The following is a 17,808-nucleotide window of genomic DNA, read 5'->3' as shown; positions in this document are numbered from 1 at the left end:
CACAAAAGAGTAAATATAAACCTATAACAATATAATTATAGGTTTATACATTTTTTTTATTCTGCCGCCATAAGCTCACATCGACACTCACCGCAAAGCAATACAGCGGAGGGTTTCGCCCATGCGTTCAGCCCACATTCCGGGCAGGTAAATTTCATGCGGGTGCCAGTACCCTTTACTGGCGGTTTGATCATTACGCTGAGATCGTCATCGTCTGGAATGAGTTCCGGGCGGGATTTGCTGACGGTCAGTGATAGCCGATTGATAAGGTCAGTATCGTTTTCATCGGTGACGGCCAGCCAGTCATCGAGGATATCGCTGTTAATCTTTGAGGTAACGATTGCTCCGTCAGACCAGCGATCATACCAGGAGATAGAGAAACCATTTTTAAGCAGGTCATACACGGCTTTCTGAAAGCGGCCACCACGGATAATGTAGTGCGTCATCTGCTGCCCGTTCTTTTTCCCGCCAGGTAAGCCGGTATTTGATGGCATAAGCCCGACTTCCTCCATCTTCGCGCCCCATACACGATCATGATAGCCGCCCCGGCATTTTTTAACGGGGGCGTAATGCTGCCACACGTGCACCATTTCATGCACCAGTGTTGACAGGGTATCGGCCAGCGAACGGCCACCGAAGTAATCGGGATTCATCGCCAGCTCCGATACGCTGGATTCCCCTGTGAAGCGTTCAGGCGCGAAATAACCAAAGGTGTTACGACCGCGCTGTAACGTAATCAGCAGATCCGGCAGAGCCTTATCAAAGAGGGAAAGATTGAACCAGTCATAAGCCTGTTGAAGCTCACTGTATGCCTTAATTGCGGGTTTGATATCGGACATAACACTATCTCCATAGGAATTGTATTGCACAATACAATTGTAGGGTTTGGCGGCAATCCACACCGTGACCGAAATCATATTATTATATAATTATAGAAAAATAGAAAGTGATATTATCGACGGTTCGTAGGGAAAGGCGGGGGAAATGGAAAGATGTTAAATTTGTTAAAACTTTCGTGGTTCTTAACAAAAAATTAACCATGCGGTATCGGCCAGTTTGACCGGAAATCACGTATACAAATGACGCCTTGAAGCGAGAAAACAGCGCTAATCGCTATTTGTTATATAGAAATCGTGGATTTAACATAAAAGGCATTTGGCGAACCAAATTTTGGGGCTAACCGAGCAAAAATGGCAGCCCCAGAGGGTGGGATTAAATACCGTCTAGAAGAAAATCAATCGCGGCTTTAACCTGGGTACGATGAAGGGAAGCATCGCAGAACACAGCCCCCAGAGAACGGGCGGGAATACTCGCCATTTCATGCGTCATAACTGCATATTCTTTATCGTCGGTCAGTCTGACAAGCGGAACCAGCCGTTCCGGGCGGGTGCTGCCTGGGTACTTTTCAACAGGCAGCAGCGGGATCACAATCCTGCGGTTCAACTGGCCGATAATATCGCTGGTTACATCAAGCAGCAGAGGATAGACGGCGCTCTTTCCGGTGTTACTGTATACGGTGAACTGCATTTTTAAAATGTCCTGTACTCATCGCTGAAACAACCATGTTCATCGTGAAAACGATTAAGAGCTTCCAGCGCTTCGTTGTTTTCCTCCTGCCATTTTTTCGCTTCATACTGGCGTAGTTCAGCGTCAAGAGCTGCGGTCAGAGTGGCGCTGAGATTAATTCCAGCCTCACGCGCACGGCTGAGTAAGGCACGTTCTACGGTCATAGTAACGCTTTGCGTTGCTCGTTGTGTTGTTGCCATAAATACCTCGCGTCAAATACCGTGTAACAAACACGGCTCATTAGACGTAGCATAACACCAAAATGCAATGTAGCGGAAAAATCAGGGCTTCCGGCGTAGCTTTCCCGTTTAGCGTGAGTTTTCGTTCCATTGAGGAACGGGGATTGATGCGCGTCAGCGCATGTAAGGCGGCAGGATGAAATGACAGGTAGCACTGAGGGTTATCCGCCGATACCAATGAGGGCTCGAAAGGGATCGCCTATCCATCCCTTACCCTGCAAAGCCATAACCCACTAAAAGCGGCTCAGGGGCTTTTGTGCGCGGTCGGAGTGGTCACAACAAGGCGAAGCCGCAGTTGGGGCGTATCTCCGCGTTAGCGGGTCGAGAGAGCCGCTTACGAGCGTGTAAGCAAGATGTTCAGCGATATTTGCTGACGCATCCGGCGAGGCCGGATTTGTCCAATCCCTCGACGGCTAACAGGCGAGCTGTTAGCCCTCTCACGATTCCGATCTAAATGCCCCGCGCTTTAGCGTGGGGAGCTACTTTTGAGGCGCTTGCGCCGATGCTGTTCGGTTATCCACTTTTTAAAGGGGATAACAGTAATGTCTTTTATTTTTTTTGGTTTATCTTTTAATACGTAAGTAATTAAAAGATAAACCAAAAGAGTAATTGCGGCATATCGTTTGCACTTCATTGTCACTTACCCACAAGCTATACAGCAGTTGTGGAAGGTCTACGCCGGAACCGCCGAAAAATCCGTCATTCAGGCAGGGGGGATGGTTTGGATTTCGAAAATTATTGTACGTTTAGGCTATTTTTTGTACTGAGGTTTATTGCAGACGTGCAGAATCCCCGCCAGCTAAGGCGGTAGTTTGTGGAGGTCAGGCAAAGGTTGGTGAGTAGTATTCCTGTTTGCGCTGGCGAGCAGCGTCACGCCTCGCTTTCATCCTGGCTAATCCGGCTGCGGCCTTGCGCGTCCAGTTTTCAACCCTGATTGCGATTAACCGCACATCCCCGGATGATATGATTTCATTCGGGTCGGCCTTAAGTAGCCTGGCGCGTTCCCGGTAGACCTGTTTCAGCGGAACGCCGAGAATGGCAAAGAAATCCTCTGTTACCTCAATGTGCTTACAGGCACAACGGGCGTCATAAGGATTGAAGGCTGCTTTCTCTGTGATAATCGCATCCAGCCAGACCAGGCGATCGCATCCGTTACTCGCACGGGAGACAGATTTATTTCCGGCATCACTGCGAGTAGACAAACCTGCGCGATCAGAAAGCGTCTCTAGGTTATGCCGGGTTTGCCAGTCTCTTAAATCCAGATCGTCAAAGATGGCCAGCATCAGCTCGCAGAGTGTTTCGATACCGTATTTATTGGCCTCGTTGACCCAATACTTGTTGTGCCGGATGCGGCGCCGAAGTTCGTTTTTGATTTTGATGCGCCCGGCTTCGGTCGCCAGCGACTTAATCCACCGATTGAGGAACCGGCGACGCCTGCGCGAGGCAACGTTATAGCAGGGGCTTTGCTTTGCGACGCCCGTAGGTGATACGGACGATTTGAGAGAGAGACTCTTATCAGTCACACCCGCCAGCACTTATGGCGGTGTAAGGGGGTTGTGTTAGGTTATGCATTTGCTATAATCCTTCACAGGCCAGCGCCTGCTTTTGACCCCCTGATTATCCTCCGTTCCGCCAAGTCCGAGAGGGATTTTCAGGGGGTTTCTGCATTCAGGGGTTGAGCTTCTGCTTTCCCCCTTCCCTGGACGCTATTACCGGGAACGTCCCACCCGCATGAATACTGTAAACGTCGGTAAATTACCACGATGTTACATTAGGATCAATTATCACATCAAAGATCTGCAAAAACACCATCTGGTTTTTTGTATAGAATTCATTAACTTGTTTGAATTACAAAACATTGAGACTGTTAATATAGATCTCCATTAGCTCACATCATCCTACCATTAAAAACACGTAACCCCTGATTTTTACGCAAATTTTTTGTGTAGAAATCAGGGGTTGGACAAGCGAAGCGCGGCAGCGTCCCACCAGTAATCTAGCTATAGCTCACTCTTTCAGGTATTCGTTCAACTGGGCTACGGTTTTTCTCACCTTATCGAGCTTTGATGATAATTTTCTTGCTTCTATTACTACCGAATTGTAATGCGGATTTGACTCTGGATCGGTGCGCTCTCGGTGAAATTGCAAGACAGCTTTAGCAAAATCATCATCCTCGGTGTAAAAATAATTCGCTGGATAGTCGAGTAATTCCGCAATTTTTTTAACCAGACTAAACGGCGGTTCCGTTCTCCCTACCTCGTAGCTCGAAAATCTAGAGCGTGTATTAACCCCTTCTTCCACGCTGAGAAGCTGGGATAATTTTGCCTGCGATAATCCTGCCTCCATCCTGGCTTCTTTCAGTCTCTTAGGCACCATATATGCAACCCCCCTTTGGGGATCCCATCTTACAAGGTGTTAAAAACCTCACAGTCAATATAATGAATCACTATCAAAGGTTGATTTTGAATCATTCGATGTTATTATCATTAGCAGTTCTTGATGTTGACACCCCGAAATGACTGTATAAAATACCAGTTGTAAATTTATACAGTTAAGCTATGAGTACGCGCTCTAAGTTCCGCCAACTTAGGACGGCGGAAAATGGGGGCTTGTGCCCATTAGGGAGGATCTTATGTATGAATGGTACGTTTTATACTGCAACAATCAGGATGTTGAACGCATCACCCGAAGAGTCGAGGGACTGGATGTCGAGGTGTTTTGCCCCCGCTATATCAAAGTAACGCCACGTAAGGATTGCCGGGCGGTACGTCAGGAAGAGAAGGTGTTGTTTCCTAATTATCTTTTCCTCTGCTTTGACGTCAACATAACGCATACATCGACAATCACATCCATTCCGGGCGCTCATGGTTTTGTCAGCTTCGGTTCAACACCCTGCACCGTCCCCAAATCAGTGATAACAGCGATTGAATGCGCCCGTCTGATGGCGCTCAATCCTGATGAAGATGCTATCGAGTGCCGAAATATTGCTCCGGATTTGCTGGCAAAAATTCAAGAACTCTCTCTGATAAGGTCTCCGCTCCAACGCCAGGTAGCCTTTTCAAAACTACTCCAGAACCAATACCACTAACCACAACCTGACCTCCCTTGCACCGCAGGCTTCATAAGCTGCGGTGCTTTTTTCATAGGAGTTTTTACCTCATGCCGAAAAGCGTACCAGGCAAATCAATCGCGGCTGTTATTTACATCGGGCAAAAGCGCTATCAGGAGTTAGAAAAGCAAGCCCGCGAAATCAGCTACCTGTCTGAATCAAATATCCGGCCAAGCACCTTTCTCCAGTTCCTAATGGATGAATTTGGTGAGCAAGCCCGTACTGAGCTGCTCCGGCAGCTACACGCAGAGAAACAGAAGGAGTAATGCAATGAGAAAACCCACCTATAACGTGTACGTCACGCAGGAAACCCAGCCCGACGAGAACGGCGAAAAAAATACGTACTGGACGAAAGTCGGTGCGGCCTTCGCACACAACGGCAAGCCGGGGCTGAACATCATGATCACGCCCGGTATTTCCGTTTCCGGCAAGCTGGTACTCCTCGAACCTAAAGATGACGCAGCGCCGCAGGCTGCCCCTGTGAGTTAAAACAGGGAGACAGCACAATGAAGAATCTTACTGCCTGGCTTGCGTTCGCTGGCTGGCTGTTCGTTCTGTTCATCATCTGGATCTGGCTGATCACCAGTTTTCTGTTCTGAGGTTGCCATGCTTTCCACCACTGCTTTTCTGGCGGTGGCTATGCAGTGTGCCGCCACCGTTCACCCTTCTACGTCCCTCGATGTGGCAAGGGTGGAGTCCGGTTACAACCCCTATGCCATCGCTGAGATCGTGCCTAAGCCCGAACGGAAACCCGGCGATAAAGGCTTTATTACTCACATGCCAAAAAGTAAGGAGGATGCAGTCAGCATCACCAATCAGATTGAGGCGAAAGGTCGCCGCTACTCTGTTGGTCTGATGCAGATAACCAGCACCAATTTTAAGCGTTACGGCGTCACCGCTACTGACCTTTTCAATCCCTGCATCAATCTTTCCGTCTACGAAAAAATCATCACCGACTGCTACCAGCGGGGCGGCACCCTGAAAAGGGCGTTGAGCTGCTACTACTCCGGCAATTTCAGTACCGGACAACAGCAGGAACCCGCTTTTTCAAAGACGAGCTATGTACAGCGGATTGGTTACTCCCCGGCGGATACCCGCTATGCCGTTCCCGGCACCCGCGATGATATCGCAACCCCAGCGGCCACCCTGAAAGCTACGCCAGTGGATGCGCCGACGCGCCCGCGCGTGGTGTGGCCGGGGGCGATCGTTCGCGGCGTTCCGGCTCAACTCCGCCAGAAAAAGGCGGCCACCGTCTATTACCCCGCGCAGGTTGTGCGCGGAAATCGCGATGTAACAACGAAAGAGGAAGAAAAATGAAACTTTTCAGTAAGGTAAAGGAATTAATCAGCCGTGCATCTGCTTATGTTCTGACTCCGGCCATGAGCATTTTTGCTGCCAGTCCGGCGTTCGCTGATGGTTTTAGCCGGGCAAATACCATCATGGAGAAGGTATCCAGCGGGCTGCATGGTCTGGCGGCTATCACGATCACCGTGGCCGTGATCTGGATTGGCTATAAGACCCTGTGGAAAGGCGAGAGCCTGTCGCAGTGCGGCTACATCATCATTGGCGGCATTTTAATTGGCGGAGGCAGTGAAATCGGCGCTCTGCTGATGAGCTAAGAGGCTGAACATATGGCAAAGCTGCTCAAGGCAATGAAACGCCCGGCGGCGCTGTGGGGGGTGCCAATGGTGCTCCTGCTGGCCGTCACGGGTGTAACCATCATCGTTGCTATCTGGACTTCCGTCGCTCTCCTGTTCTTACTTCCTGTGCAATTTCTGGTGATGAAGTCCCTTACCAGAAATGAACCGATGCGGTTCAATCTGATTGCCGTATGGCTGAGAGCGAAGGGAAAGCCGGTAGCAAACCGTTTATTTGGCGCAACAACATTTATGCCCGTTGAGCATGATGATGTTGATATCAAGGAGTTTCTCGACGCCATGAAACTAAATCAGTGTGCCACCATCAAGAAGTACATCCCGTACTCATCGCACATTCATCAGCATGTGGTTCGTTCCCCTAAGAGCGATCTGTACTGCACCTGGGAATTGATGGGAACGCCGTTCGACTGCGAGTCTGACGAATCGCTCCAGTTCGGGACGAACCAGTTACACGGGCTAATCCGCTCATTCGAAGGTATGCCCGTTACTTTCTATATCCATAACGACCGCAATACGTTTACCGACAATCTTCATAAAGATTCCGGCAACCCGTATGCAGATGAAGTTAGCCGTCTTTACTACGCTTCTGTCGGTCTGTTCCGGCGCAACCGCCTGTTCCTAACGGTCTGCTATCGCCCGTTTGTCAGCCTTGAAAAAGCAGAACGCAAACGGATGAAAGACAGCCAGAAACTAAAGGAGCTGGACGGTGCTTTGCTGGAAATGCTGGAAATAAAAAGCACGCTCGATACCGCGCTGTCACGCTATGGTGCGCGGTCTCTCGGTACATTTACCGAAGGAAACGCGGTGTTTTCTTCGCAACTGGCTTTCTATGAATATCTGCTAACGCACCAGTGGCGAAAAGTGCGCGTCACCCGTACCCCGGCCTATGACGTGATGGGGGCGGCGGCGTTGTTCTTTTCGGCTGAATCCGGGCAGATAAACCACGCCAACGGTACGCAATATTTCCGGGGGCTGGAGGTTAAAGAGTTCTCCGAAGAAACCGCCACAGGGATGATGGACTCCCTTCTTTACGCCCCCTGCGATTACGTGATCACGCAGTCTTATACCTGCATGTCACGCGAGGAAGCGAAAAAAGCCATTAAGCGTACCCGTCGCCTTTTGATGAGTGCCGACGACGATGCTGTTTCCCAGCGGCTGGATCTGGATGTGGCGCTTGACCTGCTGACATCGGGGAAAATCGCTTACGGAAAGCACCATTTTTCCATCATGGTGTATTCCCCGTCGCTGGAAAGCCTGGTTGCTGATACTAACGAAATCAGTAACGCGCTGAACAACATCGGGATAACGCCTGTTCCGGCAGAAATATCGCTTTCAGCGGCGTATATGGCGCAACTGCCAGGCAACTACAACCTGCGGCCACGTAAAGGGGAGCTGAGTAGCCAGAACTTTGTGGAGCTGGCCGCACTCCATAATTTCTATCCGGGCAAGCGCGATAAAGCCCCCTGGGGGGATGCGATGGCTTTACTGCGCACCCCGTCAGGCGATGGCTACTATATCAACCTGCATAACACACTGGCAGATAAGGACGAATTCAACGAGAAGAACCCGGCCAGTACCTGCATCCTCGGTACGAACGGTTCGGGTAAAACCATGTTGATGACGTTCTTTGAGATCATGCAGCAGAAATACGGGCGCGAGGATAGTTTCTCCCCGGATGCCAAAACCAAACGGCTGACAACCGTTTACCTCGATAAAGACCGGGGCGCAGAGATGAACATCCGGGCGCTGGGTGGCCGTTACTACCGGGTTATCAGTGGTGAGTCTACAGGGTGGAATCCGTTCTCGTTGCCTGCAACCAAACGCAATATCAATTTCATCAAACAACTGATGAAAATCCTTTGTACCCGCAACGGCTCGACGATCTCCCCACGCGATGAACGCCGTCTGAGTGATGCGGTTAATGCTGTGATGAATGACGAGCCGCAATATCGCGTCTACGGCATTACCCGAATGCTGGAAAATTTGCCTGAGCCGGCTACGAAAGAAGCCCAGGAAAACGGCCTTAGCATTCGGCTGTCACAGTGGGCGCAGGGCGGTGAATTCGGCTGGGTGTTTGATAACGAGTCTGACACGTTCGATATCAGCAACTGCGATAACTTCGGCATCGACGGAACGGAGTTCCTGGACGACGCAAGCGTATGTGCGCCAATTTCGTTTTATCTGCTGTACCGCATTACCAGCCTGCTTGACGGGCGACGCCTGGTCATTTTCATGGATGAATTCTGGAAGTGGTTACGCGACCCGGTGTTTAAGGACTTTGCTTATAACAAGCTGAAAACCATCCGTAAGCTGAACGGGATGCTGGTCGTCGGTACTCAATCCCCGGCAGAGATCATCAAAGATGATATCGCTCCGGCAGTGATTGAGCAGTGCGGGACACAGATTCTGGCGGCGAACCCCAACGCCGACCGCGCACACTATGTTGACGGTATGAAGTTTGAGCCGGAAGTGTTCGACGTGGTGAAAGGGCTTGACCCGCAAGCCCGCCAGTATGTTGTGGTGAAAAATCAGTTCAAGCGCGGCGATACCAAACGTTTTGCCGCTCGTGTCACGCTCGACCTGTCGGGTATCGGCAGATACACCAAAGTCATGAGCGGCGATGCCCCCAACCTCGAAATATTCGAATCGATTTACCGGGAAGGAATGCAGCCTCATGAATGGCTCGATACCTACCTGGCTAAAGCGCTCTGACCCAAAGGAGATACACGATGAAAACTCGCTTTCGTACTCTTATTCTGGCTTGCTTCATTGCAAGCCCACTGGCTCATGCTGGTATTCCCGTCGCTGTTGATGCTGACCCTATGCGGGACATGCAGTGGGCGCAGGAGTTAAAGCGCTGGATGGAAACAGCCAGACACTACCAGTCACAAATACAGGCATATAAAGACCAACTGGCGACGGCCACTGGCGTTCGTGATATTGCTGATTTTGTAGATCAGGCCAAAGGCCTGAAAGCTGACCTTGAAAAGCTGCGTAAACCCGGACAGGCACTGAATGATTTGCTTCTCTCCGGCGGTTCCTCCGGGCAGTTCGATGCGTTGTACGAGAAGTATAAAATTTTCGACACCTGCAACACGGCACAATCGGGAAGTTATGCCAACGTATGCAAGCAGCAGGTCATCAACAAGGCTATCCAGCTTGAGCAAACCGACGAGGTTCAGAATCAGGTAAGCCAGACCCTGGGGGAAATTAACAGCCTCTCCAACAGGGTAGCGCTAGCCAAAGATTCGAAAGAATCTCAAGACCTTGCAAACAGTATTCAGCTAAAATCTGTCATGCTGAATACGCTTACCACCCAATGGGAAATGAGCGTAAAAGCAGCAGAGAAGCGCGAAAATGCGCTTGAGGCGGAGCGTATTAAACAGTGGAATCAACAACAATTAAATGCTCCCGATATAAATTTTAACTAATGGAGTCACATATGAAAAAAATCATATTATTTACAATCATATCAAGTATCGTTTCTCTGGCTGGGTGCAAAGAAGAAGCCAAAACCACAAAGTGGTATCGTGACCATCCAGATGAATTAAAAATTGTTTATGACAAATGTCAGAAAACAGGGAGTGCATCAGAAAATTGTAAAAACGCTAATGAAGCCCACTGGCAAATACAGCAACTAAATGCTCCAGAAATAGATTTTAATTAGAGGGTTTTACTCATGGCTGGTATTTTTTCGTCAGTAGAGAAAAATTTAATTGGCGGGCTAACCAACGTAGCCCAAGGGCAGATGATGATCTACTCCAACATGATGATGGGGCTGGCGGCAACGTCAGCCACATTGTACATCATGTGGCGTGGCTACCAGACGTTAGCGGGTAAACTCTCCACGCCTATGGAAGACACGATGTGGGACATCATGCGGATGGCGATCATCCTGTCTTTTGTGGCTAACGTCAGTGGTTATCTCGATGGAGTTATAGACGCAATCAACGGACTAAAGGAGGGGTTTTCCGGCGGAGAAAACATATGGCAAATGTTAGATAACTTATGGAAAAGTGCAAGAGTATTAGGAAAAACTCTACATAACATGGATAATTCCACTTATGTTAAAGATGAGGGTTGGACAGCTCAATTCTATGTCTGGCTTGGTACTTTCGCGCTGATGATTGTAACGGCTTTTGTGTCGATGGTTGCCGAAGTCATGATTATGCTACTTAGCATCACCGCGCCTATTTTTATCTTTTGCCTGATGTATGGCTTCCTGCGCCCGATGTTCAACAACTGGCTACAAAATATTTTTGCAGCGATATTAACCATACTATTTTCAGCTTTATCTCTTCGTATTGTTATCAATTTTTTAACGTCGAGAATGGCAGAAGCCACCGCACAAGCGGGTAAAGCAAATATCGTAGAATTAGGAGCACAAGTCTGTCTTGCTGGTTTCTGCGCCGCAATACTGGTGTATATCTCCGCTAAAGTAGCCGCAGCACTGGCCGGGGCAAGTGCTACCGTATCCATGCAGGGGCTGGCCGCTGTAGGTATCGGTGCTGCTGCTTTTGGTGCCGGGAAGCTGGCCGGGGGAGCAGTTAAAGAAACCAAACGTTCCGCCCAGGACAACATTCAGGGCTGGAAGGATGCAAATGCAGGTAAGCCTGGCAAGCCCGGAGGTGAATTAGGCTATAACGCTTCTAAAGCGCGTAAATACGCGATTGAGCAGATGATAGCCCGGAACGAAGCGCGGAGGCTGGCACAGTCGAGAGATTCCGCGGTTAAGAAGTTCAACAGCTAGGCCAGACGTCTCCAGCCCATCCCCCCGAAATACCAACCTATGAAAATATAATTATATTTTCATATTTCTAATTCAGTTGAGGAAATCATTGATGAAACTCTTGATTGCGCTGGCTTTGCTGTGCGCGCTTTCTGGCTGCGCCCAGAACACGCCTCCCTCTGCCTTTAGCGGTAAGGGAGAACCCGTAAACACCCCTCAAATTATGGCGGAGTTAAACAGTCATGAGTGAACAGAAATTAATTGCTGAATCCCGCACCTTTGAGCAGCAAATGATTGAGCGGGATAAACGCGCCACGAAAGCCGGTTTTGTTGTTGGCGGCGTGGGTCTGCTGATTGCGGTACTGGCGCTCGTCGCCGTGGTCGTGATGTTGCCACTGAAACAGACGGACGTCGAGCTGTATACCGTGGATAACCACACGGGACGGGTGGAACACGTTACCCGGACATCGAAAACCAGCCTGACCGCAACAGAAGCCTATCAAAAGGCGATGGCCGCAAACTACGTCAAAGTACGTGAGAGGTATGTCTATCCATCTTTGCAGGACGACTACGAGACGGTACAGGTCTACAACGCTCCCCAGGTAAACGATGACTATCTGGCGCTTTACGCCGGAAAAAACGCCCCTGACAAGGTTTATAAGAACGGGGCGCACACCGTGAAAGTGGAGATCTTGTCCAACCAGATCACCGATGCGACAGCCCCTGATAGGGTCGCCACCATCCGCTACAAGAAGATTATCCGCCGTCTGGCTGATAACAGCACCCGCAACGAATATTGGGATGCCCGGTTCACGTTCCATTCTGACCCTGACAAGGAAATGAGCGATGCGGAACGCGAGATCAACTACTTCGGCTTTACCGTCACCAGTTGGCAGACCGACCGCGAAATCCGGGGAGGTGAATGATGAAAAAGTTAACGTTTACCGCACTGGCACTGATGATGTGCGGCGCGGCATGGGGTGCGGCCATACCGCAGGCAAGCCGCTATGACTCCCGCGTTCAGCAGGTTATCTATAACCCGCAGAACGTCACCGTCGTTAACACCAAACCCGGCTTTATGACAACGCTGGTCTTTGATAACGATGAGGCGGTCATAAGCGCCAAACCCGGCTTTGATGAGGCGTGGGAAGCCACGCCGGATGCAAACCGGGTCAACGTTCGCCCGGTCGCGCTCACGCAGGGAGCGCCCGGAGAAGATGGCAACACAACGCAGGTCGTGATCCCCCCGAACAGCCGGGACTGGCATACCAACATGCTGGTTGTCACCAGTAAGCGCCTGTACAACGTTGAGCTGAACGTCATTGACGATAAATCGACGCAGCAACCCGCTTTCCAGGTGAGCTATCGCTATCCGGGCGAAGAACGGGACAAAGCCAGTCGGGAGGCGACGGCCAGACAGCGCGAGTGGGAGCAGAAACAGCAGCAGGCCAGCGTCCAGAAAGCGCTGAACTCGGCGCAGACGCCCCGCAACTGGAGTTACACCCAATATCCGGGCAAAGGCAGTTTCAACATTGTTCCCGATTTTGCTTACGACGATGGCCGCTTTACGTTCGTGGGCTTCTCCCCGTCTAAGTCCATTCCTTCCGTCACCAAAGAGCTGAACGGCAAAGAGCATGTGGTTAACAGCAGCATCCAGAAAAAAGGCGACTTCACCGTACTGGTGATTCAGGAAGTGACGCCCCGCCTGGTACTGCGTTCCGGTAATGCCGTTGTGGGTCTGGAAAATAACGGATTTGGCAAGGTACACGCCGCCGATGGTTCCACCGTATCCCGGCAGGTGGAAAGAGTGGAAAAACCGGAATCCAATTAACCTATAAAAATATTTTTATATTTTTATAAAAGGAAACGCGCATATGAACGACGAAAACAAAGTGCCTGTGCCGGATGAAGCGCAGGCGTCCCCGGCACACGCTGAGGATGATATTGCCACGCTTGAGCGGGAAGCCCGCGCTAAAAGGGAGGCCGAGCTTCTCAATGCGCAGGACGACGAAGAGAAAGACCCGGTACAACCCGCCGTTAACAAGCTGAAAAAGCGTAAACGGGGCAAAGCAACCGCCTTTCTTGCCATTGTCGCGGTCGCGCTTATCTTCCTGGCATGGGGCGGTAACTGGGTTTATCGCAATATCCTGTGGCAGCCCACGGAAGAAAAGAAACAGGACACAGCCCCGCAGACGAACAAAAGCGATTACCGACAGCGTAACGATCTCGGTATGTCCACCGATACAGCCGAAGAAGAGCCAGAGCAGCAGAACAACAGCCAGAGCAGCACGGCGGGAACAGGGCAGGCGGCTCCGGCAGCCCCGCCAGAACTCAATAAAGCCAGTTTCCTTATTCGCCGTGACGGTTCGGCCACCACACAGAACCAGGTAAAAACCCGGCAGCAGGAAATGACGCTGACATCGGCAACGACCACCGGACAACAGGACAGCAGCACGGCCACACCTCCCGGTCAGCCGCAAAATACCGCCGCACCGTCACCGGGGCAAAGCCCCGTACCAGTACGGCGGATACCCTATAACCCTGACCTGTACATCCCGGAAAATACCTCGATCCCCTGCTCACTGGATCGCCGCTTTGTATCTGACCGGGCGGGGAAACTTCGCTGCACGGTCACTACTGACATCTGGAGCGCCAGCGGCAACACGAAGCTGATAGAGAAAGGCACCACGGCATCATTACTTTACCGTGCCATAGCGGAAGAAGGTATGAAGCACGGGCAAGGGCGGGCATTCATCATTGCGACGAAGTTGCGCACCCGTCAGCCGCCTTATCTCGATATCCCGCTGGTTGATACCAGCGCGGCTGGCGAGCTGGGCGAGGCTGGCGTCGATGGCTGGATAGATTCGCACTTTTGGGAACGGTTCGGCGGCGCGTTAATGGTCGGCATGATCCCCGATATTGGCGCATGGGCATCCAACAGCGCGGGTAAGAAAGACCGCAATACGGACTATACGGAAAACAGCCGCCAGGCTATGGCGGATATGGCACGTACAACGCTGGAGAACAGCATCAATATACCCCCAACGCTCTATAAGAATCAGGGCGAGATCATCAACCTGATCACGGGAGAGGATATTGATTTCTCTAACATTTACACACTGAAAATCAAACGCTAAAGGAATACGTTATGACGAGAGAAAACAAGAAGCGCCTAGCCATTCTGGTTATGTACATTGCACGAATTGTCGGCCAGAGCCTGCGTGATGTACCACTTGTATTACTTATCGCGGGTTTTCTGTTTCTGCTGTTTGCGCCGCCCACGGCGTGGATGGCCATCAATCAAATCTGGTATCACCTGCGCCCTTTAACTGACCGTGAAGCGGTCATGTTAGGAAAAAGTGTGTCTGGCTTACTCCAGCTTGCCTGGCTGGTTGCTGCCAGTTCTCGCTTCATTCTTTCTGTTGATGAACTCTCTTCCCGGATGAAAGAGGTAAAAGATGACCGCTAAAAATATTTCCCTCGACCGCTATAAACAGCGTTTCTTTGGCGACTTTCTGGAGCTTCCCGGCCTGACGGAAATCGCCGTCAACCGTCCAGGTGAGCTGTATACCAAAATCAACGGCGTATGGGAGCAGCACGCCGTTCCTTTGAGCTATGAGGATTGCTACAACTTTGCCCGGTGCCTGGCAAAGCACCACGGCGACAATATCGAAGATATTAAGCCGGGACTGTCAGCCACGCTGGAATCTGGCGAACGGTGCCAGGTGATTGTTCCCCCGGCCTGTGAGCGCGATACGGTGTCTATCACCATCCGTAAGCCATCGAAGGTACAAATCCCGCATCAGTCATATATCGATGCGGGATTTTATAACCGGGTAACAGGCGAGGAAAAAACGGAGACGCACGACGAGGAATTAATTGCATTGTACAATACAAAAAATATTCCTTTGTTTATGGAGAAATGCGTCGAGTACGGTAAAACGCTCGCGGTCGCCGGGGAAACCAGTACCGGGAAAACCACCTATATGAAAATGTTGATAGGGTATATTCCTGTACATCTTCGGATATCAACCATTGAGGACAACCCGGAAATCACGTTCTTTATCCATAAAAACTACGTCCATCTTTTTTATCCGTCAGAATCATCAGATGAAAAAGGGTCTATCGTTACCCCGGCTAGCCTTTTACGCTGGAATTACCGTATGAACCCTGACCGAATTTTATTAACAGAGGTTCGCGGTGCGGAAGCCTGGGACTTCCTTAAAATAACAGGTTCCGGCCATGAAGGGAGTATGACCTCCATTCATGCAGGATCAGCGAAAGAAGCTATAGACGGGTTTATTACCCGTTGCTATGAAAATCCACAGTGCGCCCAGCTCCCCTATACATTTATGTTACGTAAGGTTCTGGATAGCCTGGACGTGATTGTGAGCATTGATTTAGACGGAAATGTCCGCCGTATGAATGACATTTATTTCCGTCCAATCCATCGCAATCAATATTTTGAGGAAATGAAAGCATGATAAAGAAACTTAAAGTAATCATGTTGGCGGCAATAGTTACCGGATGTTCATCGCCACCGCCTCCCGTTCCTGTAGAGTGGGATAAAGCCGCAGAGCCATTAAATACCAGTTTACCGCAATGGAGTGATAATAACGTTATAGTCCCTTCCCCGACAGTTAACGGTAAATGGACATCATCAATCAGCGCACAAAGTTTCCACGATACAATATGGACTCCAGCAGTATTTTACGCAGTCGCTCATTCAACACGGATTGTCGTCACTGCACAATCCGGTACTGATTTTTTTAATGCCAAAAACTGGCTTCGCCAGAATGGCGCAAAAGGAGTTGTTGAATACCAGCCTGTCTTTAATTGTCTGACGTGCAGAGAAACCACCATTTATTTCTCTCGTCAATCCATTTAAGTAATACAATCTAATAAGGATTTATCATGAAAAAAACCGTTATCACGGCGGCTGTATTATGCCTGACCGCAGGAACGCCGATTTATTCATTTGCCGCTGACCCATGCGAAGTTGTTCTTTGCATGTACGGAAAAGCAACGGGTAATAGTGGTGGGAGTGAATGCAGTTCAGCAGAACGCGCATTTTTTAAAATCAACGCTTTTAAAAAACACCATCGTTTTAATCCGGGTAAAACATTCGATATGCGAAAAGATTTTTTAGGCGAATGTAAAGCCGCAGACCCGGAAGCAATCAGCAAAATCATGTCTAAGTTCGGACGCATAAGGGGGTAATATTATGAACTGCATAGGATGCTATGGACGTCCTGATAGTTTGGCAAATAAAATAGACAACCTGCTTTCACTTAGCGGGACAACTGTTTTTATGATCTTGGCCGTTCTGGTTCTCTTGGGTATTGGCTTACTAATACATATGTATGCCAATAGAAAACCAGATAAAAAAAGCTAATACAGGAGAATTATTATGTTACCTAGTATTTTGCTCCCTGTCATCGCGTGGGCTGTCATTGTTATTATTCTGCGCAATGATAAAAGTAGCGCTATCATCCCTGTCAGGGTAGAAAGAGGGAATAGCATCACGCAAACATCAATATCCCATAAAGACCTGTCACACATTCATTACCGTGCACTGACGTCCAGACCTTTTTATAGATTTGTCGCCACTCTGATTTATCAATGGTTGCGTAGCCTGACAAACGTCATTTATCTGTTGCCACGGGCAATTGTGTATATAGCTTTTATCTACTGTATCTATGACCCTTCCGTTATAACTCGGGTTAATCTTTCCACCGTGCAATTGGTGTTTGAGACGCTATCGAAGAATATAGAGTCAGTTATAAGTCTGATTCTGGCTATCTCGGTACTTGAGCTGGTTTATCGTGAAAGGTTTTATTGTCTTTCTTCCAGTTCAATAAATGAAATTGGCGAGTATAGAACCCACCTTATCCGACAGCATTTGAATTTCCCGGAAGACGCAAAAATCGTCATTCAACGTAGCAAAAGGAAAAAATCGGAGGGGTAATTATGGCTGATGATATTTTTATTCAGAATATTAAATCGAAAAATAAAGACAGAATATCGGCGGCGGTCATATACGATTTGATAGAAAAAGAAGCACATCGCGGTTGCGGGCTTCATTATGAAATCTATGAAAGTAGATTGATTGGCGGGTTGCTTTTACATATCGCGCTTCTGAATTAAAAAGACGCCACCACGTTAAGGGAATATGCCGAACGAAAGGGAACCAGAATTGACGATGATGCCTATCGTGAAGCACTGGAAGCTGAAAGGGAGTGCAGAACTGAAATATACCGCGAGCAGATGTAATCACACAAAACAAAAGTGTATTGTACAATACACAGACTAACAGGCGGCGGGATTTTAAGGCTTCATTATTTTTGGCTTCAATTTCGAAGAAATTGTTAAGACGAAAAATAATGAAGTGGTACGCGGAAAGAAAATTCAATTTCGAAGAAATTGCTAATTTTCAGGAACCGCGCCCACCTGCGAACATTCGCCCACAGCGAATTAAGCAGGCCGGGGGGAGCCGCAAAAATTTTG

Annotated in this window: 23 protein-coding genes and 1 pseudogene; 19 read left to right on the top strand and 5 right to left on the bottom strand. The window is 49.4% G+C overall.

Annotation, left to right across the window (positions count from 1 at the left end; translation table 11 throughout):
* Window positions 1–56 precede the first annotated feature (56 nt).
* The 5 genes from AC3RPL_RS02680 to AC3RPL_RS02660 all read right to left on the bottom strand — a co-directional run bounded on the left by AC3RPL_RS02680 (window position 57) and on the right by AC3RPL_RS02660 (window position 4,181).
* Window positions 57–839 (bottom strand): SprT-like domain-containing protein, encoded by a 783-nt coding sequence (locus AC3RPL_RS02680; protein WP_006122320.1) that lies wholly within the window; start codon window positions 837–839, stop codon window positions 57–59.
* A gap of 373 nt (window positions 840–1,212) precedes the next feature.
* Window positions 1,213–1,527 (bottom strand): CcdB family protein, encoded by a 315-nt coding sequence (locus AC3RPL_RS02675; protein ID WP_059339556.1) that lies wholly within the window; start codon window positions 1,525–1,527, stop codon window positions 1,213–1,215.
* Between the two features lie 2 nt (window positions 1,528–1,529).
* Window positions 1,530–1,766, bottom strand: a complete 237-nt coding sequence (locus AC3RPL_RS02670) for a type II toxin-antitoxin system CcdA family antitoxin (protein ID WP_025861853.1) — start codon at window positions 1,764–1,766, stop codon at window positions 1,530–1,532.
* An 860-nt stretch (window positions 1,767–2,626) separates the two neighbouring features.
* Complete coding sequence (locus AC3RPL_RS02665; RefSeq protein ID WP_392989976.1) at window positions 2,627–3,328, bottom strand: RepA family replication protein; 702 nt, start codon at window positions 3,326–3,328, stop codon at window positions 2,627–2,629.
* A 484-nt stretch (window positions 3,329–3,812) separates the two neighbouring features.
* Window positions 3,813–4,181 carry a helix-turn-helix transcriptional regulator gene (locus AC3RPL_RS02660; RefSeq protein WP_009309975.1) on the bottom strand — a complete coding sequence of 123 codons (369 nt, stop codon included), beginning with the start codon at window positions 4,179–4,181 and terminating at the stop codon, window positions 3,813–3,815.
* A gap of 256 nt (window positions 4,182–4,437) precedes the next feature.
* On the opposite strand from AC3RPL_RS02660, the gene AC3RPL_RS02655 reads away from it, so the two are divergent.
* From AC3RPL_RS02655 to AC3RPL_RS02565, 19 genes and pseudogenes are all read left to right on the top strand, one after another.
* Window positions 4,438–4,893, top strand: coding sequence for a transcription termination/antitermination NusG family protein (locus AC3RPL_RS02655; protein WP_009309974.1), 456 nt, complete (start codon window positions 4,438–4,440; stop codon window positions 4,891–4,893).
* A gap of 71 nt (window positions 4,894–4,964) precedes the next feature.
* Complete coding sequence (locus AC3RPL_RS02650) at window positions 4,965–5,180, top strand: hypothetical protein (protein WP_490738894.1); 216 nt, start codon at window positions 4,965–4,967, stop codon at window positions 5,178–5,180.
* A 4-nt stretch (window positions 5,181–5,184) separates the two neighbouring features.
* Window positions 5,185–5,403 carry a hypothetical protein gene (locus tag AC3RPL_RS02645; protein ID WP_004178172.1) on the top strand — a complete coding sequence of 73 codons (219 nt, stop codon included), beginning with the start codon at window positions 5,185–5,187 and terminating at the stop codon, window positions 5,401–5,403.
* Window positions 5,404–5,520: 117 nt separating this feature from the next.
* Window positions 5,521–6,231: a lytic transglycosylase domain-containing protein gene (locus AC3RPL_RS02640; RefSeq protein WP_004178175.1), complete on the top strand. Its 711-nt coding sequence runs from the start codon at window positions 5,521–5,523 to the stop codon at window positions 6,229–6,231.
* Window positions 6,228–6,533: a TrbC/VirB2 family protein gene (locus AC3RPL_RS02635; RefSeq protein WP_490738893.1), complete on the top strand. Its 306-nt coding sequence runs from the start codon at window positions 6,228–6,230 to the stop codon at window positions 6,531–6,533. Before AC3RPL_RS02640 ends, AC3RPL_RS02635 begins: the two co-directional genes overlap by 4 nt.
* 12 nt (window positions 6,534–6,545) lie before the next feature.
* The gene (locus AC3RPL_RS02630) at window positions 6,546–9,284 is read left to right on the top strand and encodes a VirB4 family type IV secretion/conjugal transfer ATPase (RefSeq protein WP_490738892.1); all 2,739 of its coding nucleotides are present in this window, start codon (window positions 6,546–6,548) and stop codon (window positions 9,282–9,284) included.
* Between the two features lie 17 nt (window positions 9,285–9,301).
* Window positions 9,302–10,003: a TrbJ/VirB5 family protein gene (locus AC3RPL_RS02625; protein WP_490738891.1), complete on the top strand. Its 702-nt coding sequence runs from the start codon at window positions 9,302–9,304 to the stop codon at window positions 10,001–10,003.
* A gap of 11 nt (window positions 10,004–10,014) precedes the next feature.
* Window positions 10,015–10,239, top strand: coding sequence for an EexN family lipoprotein (locus tag AC3RPL_RS02620; RefSeq protein WP_032152566.1), 225 nt, complete (start codon window positions 10,015–10,017; stop codon window positions 10,237–10,239).
* Window positions 10,240–10,251: 12 nt separating this feature from the next.
* Window positions 10,252–11,322 (top strand): TrbL/VirB6 family protein, encoded by a 1,071-nt coding sequence (locus AC3RPL_RS02615; protein WP_490738890.1) that lies wholly within the window; start codon window positions 10,252–10,254, stop codon window positions 11,320–11,322.
* A gap of 91 nt (window positions 11,323–11,413) precedes the next feature.
* Window positions 11,414–11,551, top strand: coding sequence for a hypothetical protein (locus AC3RPL_RS02610; RefSeq protein ID WP_490738889.1), 138 nt, complete (start codon window positions 11,414–11,416; stop codon window positions 11,549–11,551).
* Window positions 11,544–12,227 carry a VirB8 family type IV secretion system protein gene (locus AC3RPL_RS02605; protein ID WP_004178111.1) on the top strand — a complete coding sequence of 228 codons (684 nt, stop codon included), beginning with the start codon at window positions 11,544–11,546 and terminating at the stop codon, window positions 12,225–12,227. Before AC3RPL_RS02610 ends, AC3RPL_RS02605 begins: the two co-directional genes overlap by 8 nt.
* Window positions 12,224–13,132, top strand: a complete 909-nt coding sequence (virB9, locus tag AC3RPL_RS02600; protein ID WP_490738888.1) for a P-type conjugative transfer protein VirB9 — start codon at window positions 12,224–12,226, stop codon at window positions 13,130–13,132. The genes AC3RPL_RS02605 and virB9 overlap by 4 nt, the downstream gene beginning before the upstream one ends.
* Before the next feature lie 43 nt (window positions 13,133–13,175).
* Window positions 13,176–14,438 (top strand): VirB10/TraB/TrbI family type IV secretion system protein, encoded by a 1,263-nt coding sequence (gene virB10, locus AC3RPL_RS02595; RefSeq protein ID WP_490738887.1) that lies wholly within the window; start codon window positions 13,176–13,178, stop codon window positions 14,436–14,438.
* A gap of 11 nt (window positions 14,439–14,449) precedes the next feature.
* A complete protein-coding gene (locus tag AC3RPL_RS02590) occupies window positions 14,450–14,770 on the top strand; it encodes a hypothetical protein (protein WP_032722553.1) in 321 nt (106 codons plus the stop codon).
* Entirely contained in the window at window positions 14,760–15,785 is a 1,026-nt protein-coding gene (gene virB11, locus AC3RPL_RS02585) for a P-type DNA transfer ATPase VirB11 (protein WP_000125558.1), read from the top strand. The genes AC3RPL_RS02590 and virB11 overlap by 11 nt, the downstream gene beginning before the upstream one ends.
* A complete protein-coding gene (locus tag AC3RPL_RS02580) occupies window positions 15,782–16,189 on the top strand; it encodes a cag pathogenicity island Cag12 family protein (protein WP_490738886.1) in 408 nt (135 codons plus the stop codon). Before virB11 ends, AC3RPL_RS02580 begins: the two co-directional genes overlap by 4 nt.
* Window positions 16,190–16,215: 26 nt before the next feature.
* A complete protein-coding gene (locus tag AC3RPL_RS02575; protein WP_490738885.1) occupies window positions 16,216–16,521 on the top strand; it encodes a conjugal transfer protein in 306 nt (101 codons plus the stop codon).
* Window positions 16,522–16,711: 190 nt separating this feature from the next.
* Window positions 16,712–17,269, top strand: coding sequence for a hypothetical protein (locus AC3RPL_RS02570; protein WP_490738884.1), 558 nt, complete (start codon window positions 16,712–16,714; stop codon window positions 17,267–17,269).
* Between the two features lie 2 nt (window positions 17,270–17,271).
* Window positions 17,272–17,574 (top strand): annotated as a pseudogene (locus tag AC3RPL_RS02565) (dpoa decarboxylase).
* The last annotated feature ends 234 nt before the right edge of the window (window positions 17,575–17,808 follow it).

The organism is Erwinia papayae, assembly GCF_058241465.1.
The sequence above is the reverse complement of the archived record's forward strand: the minus strand, read 5'-3'. Positions and strand labels throughout refer to the sequence as shown.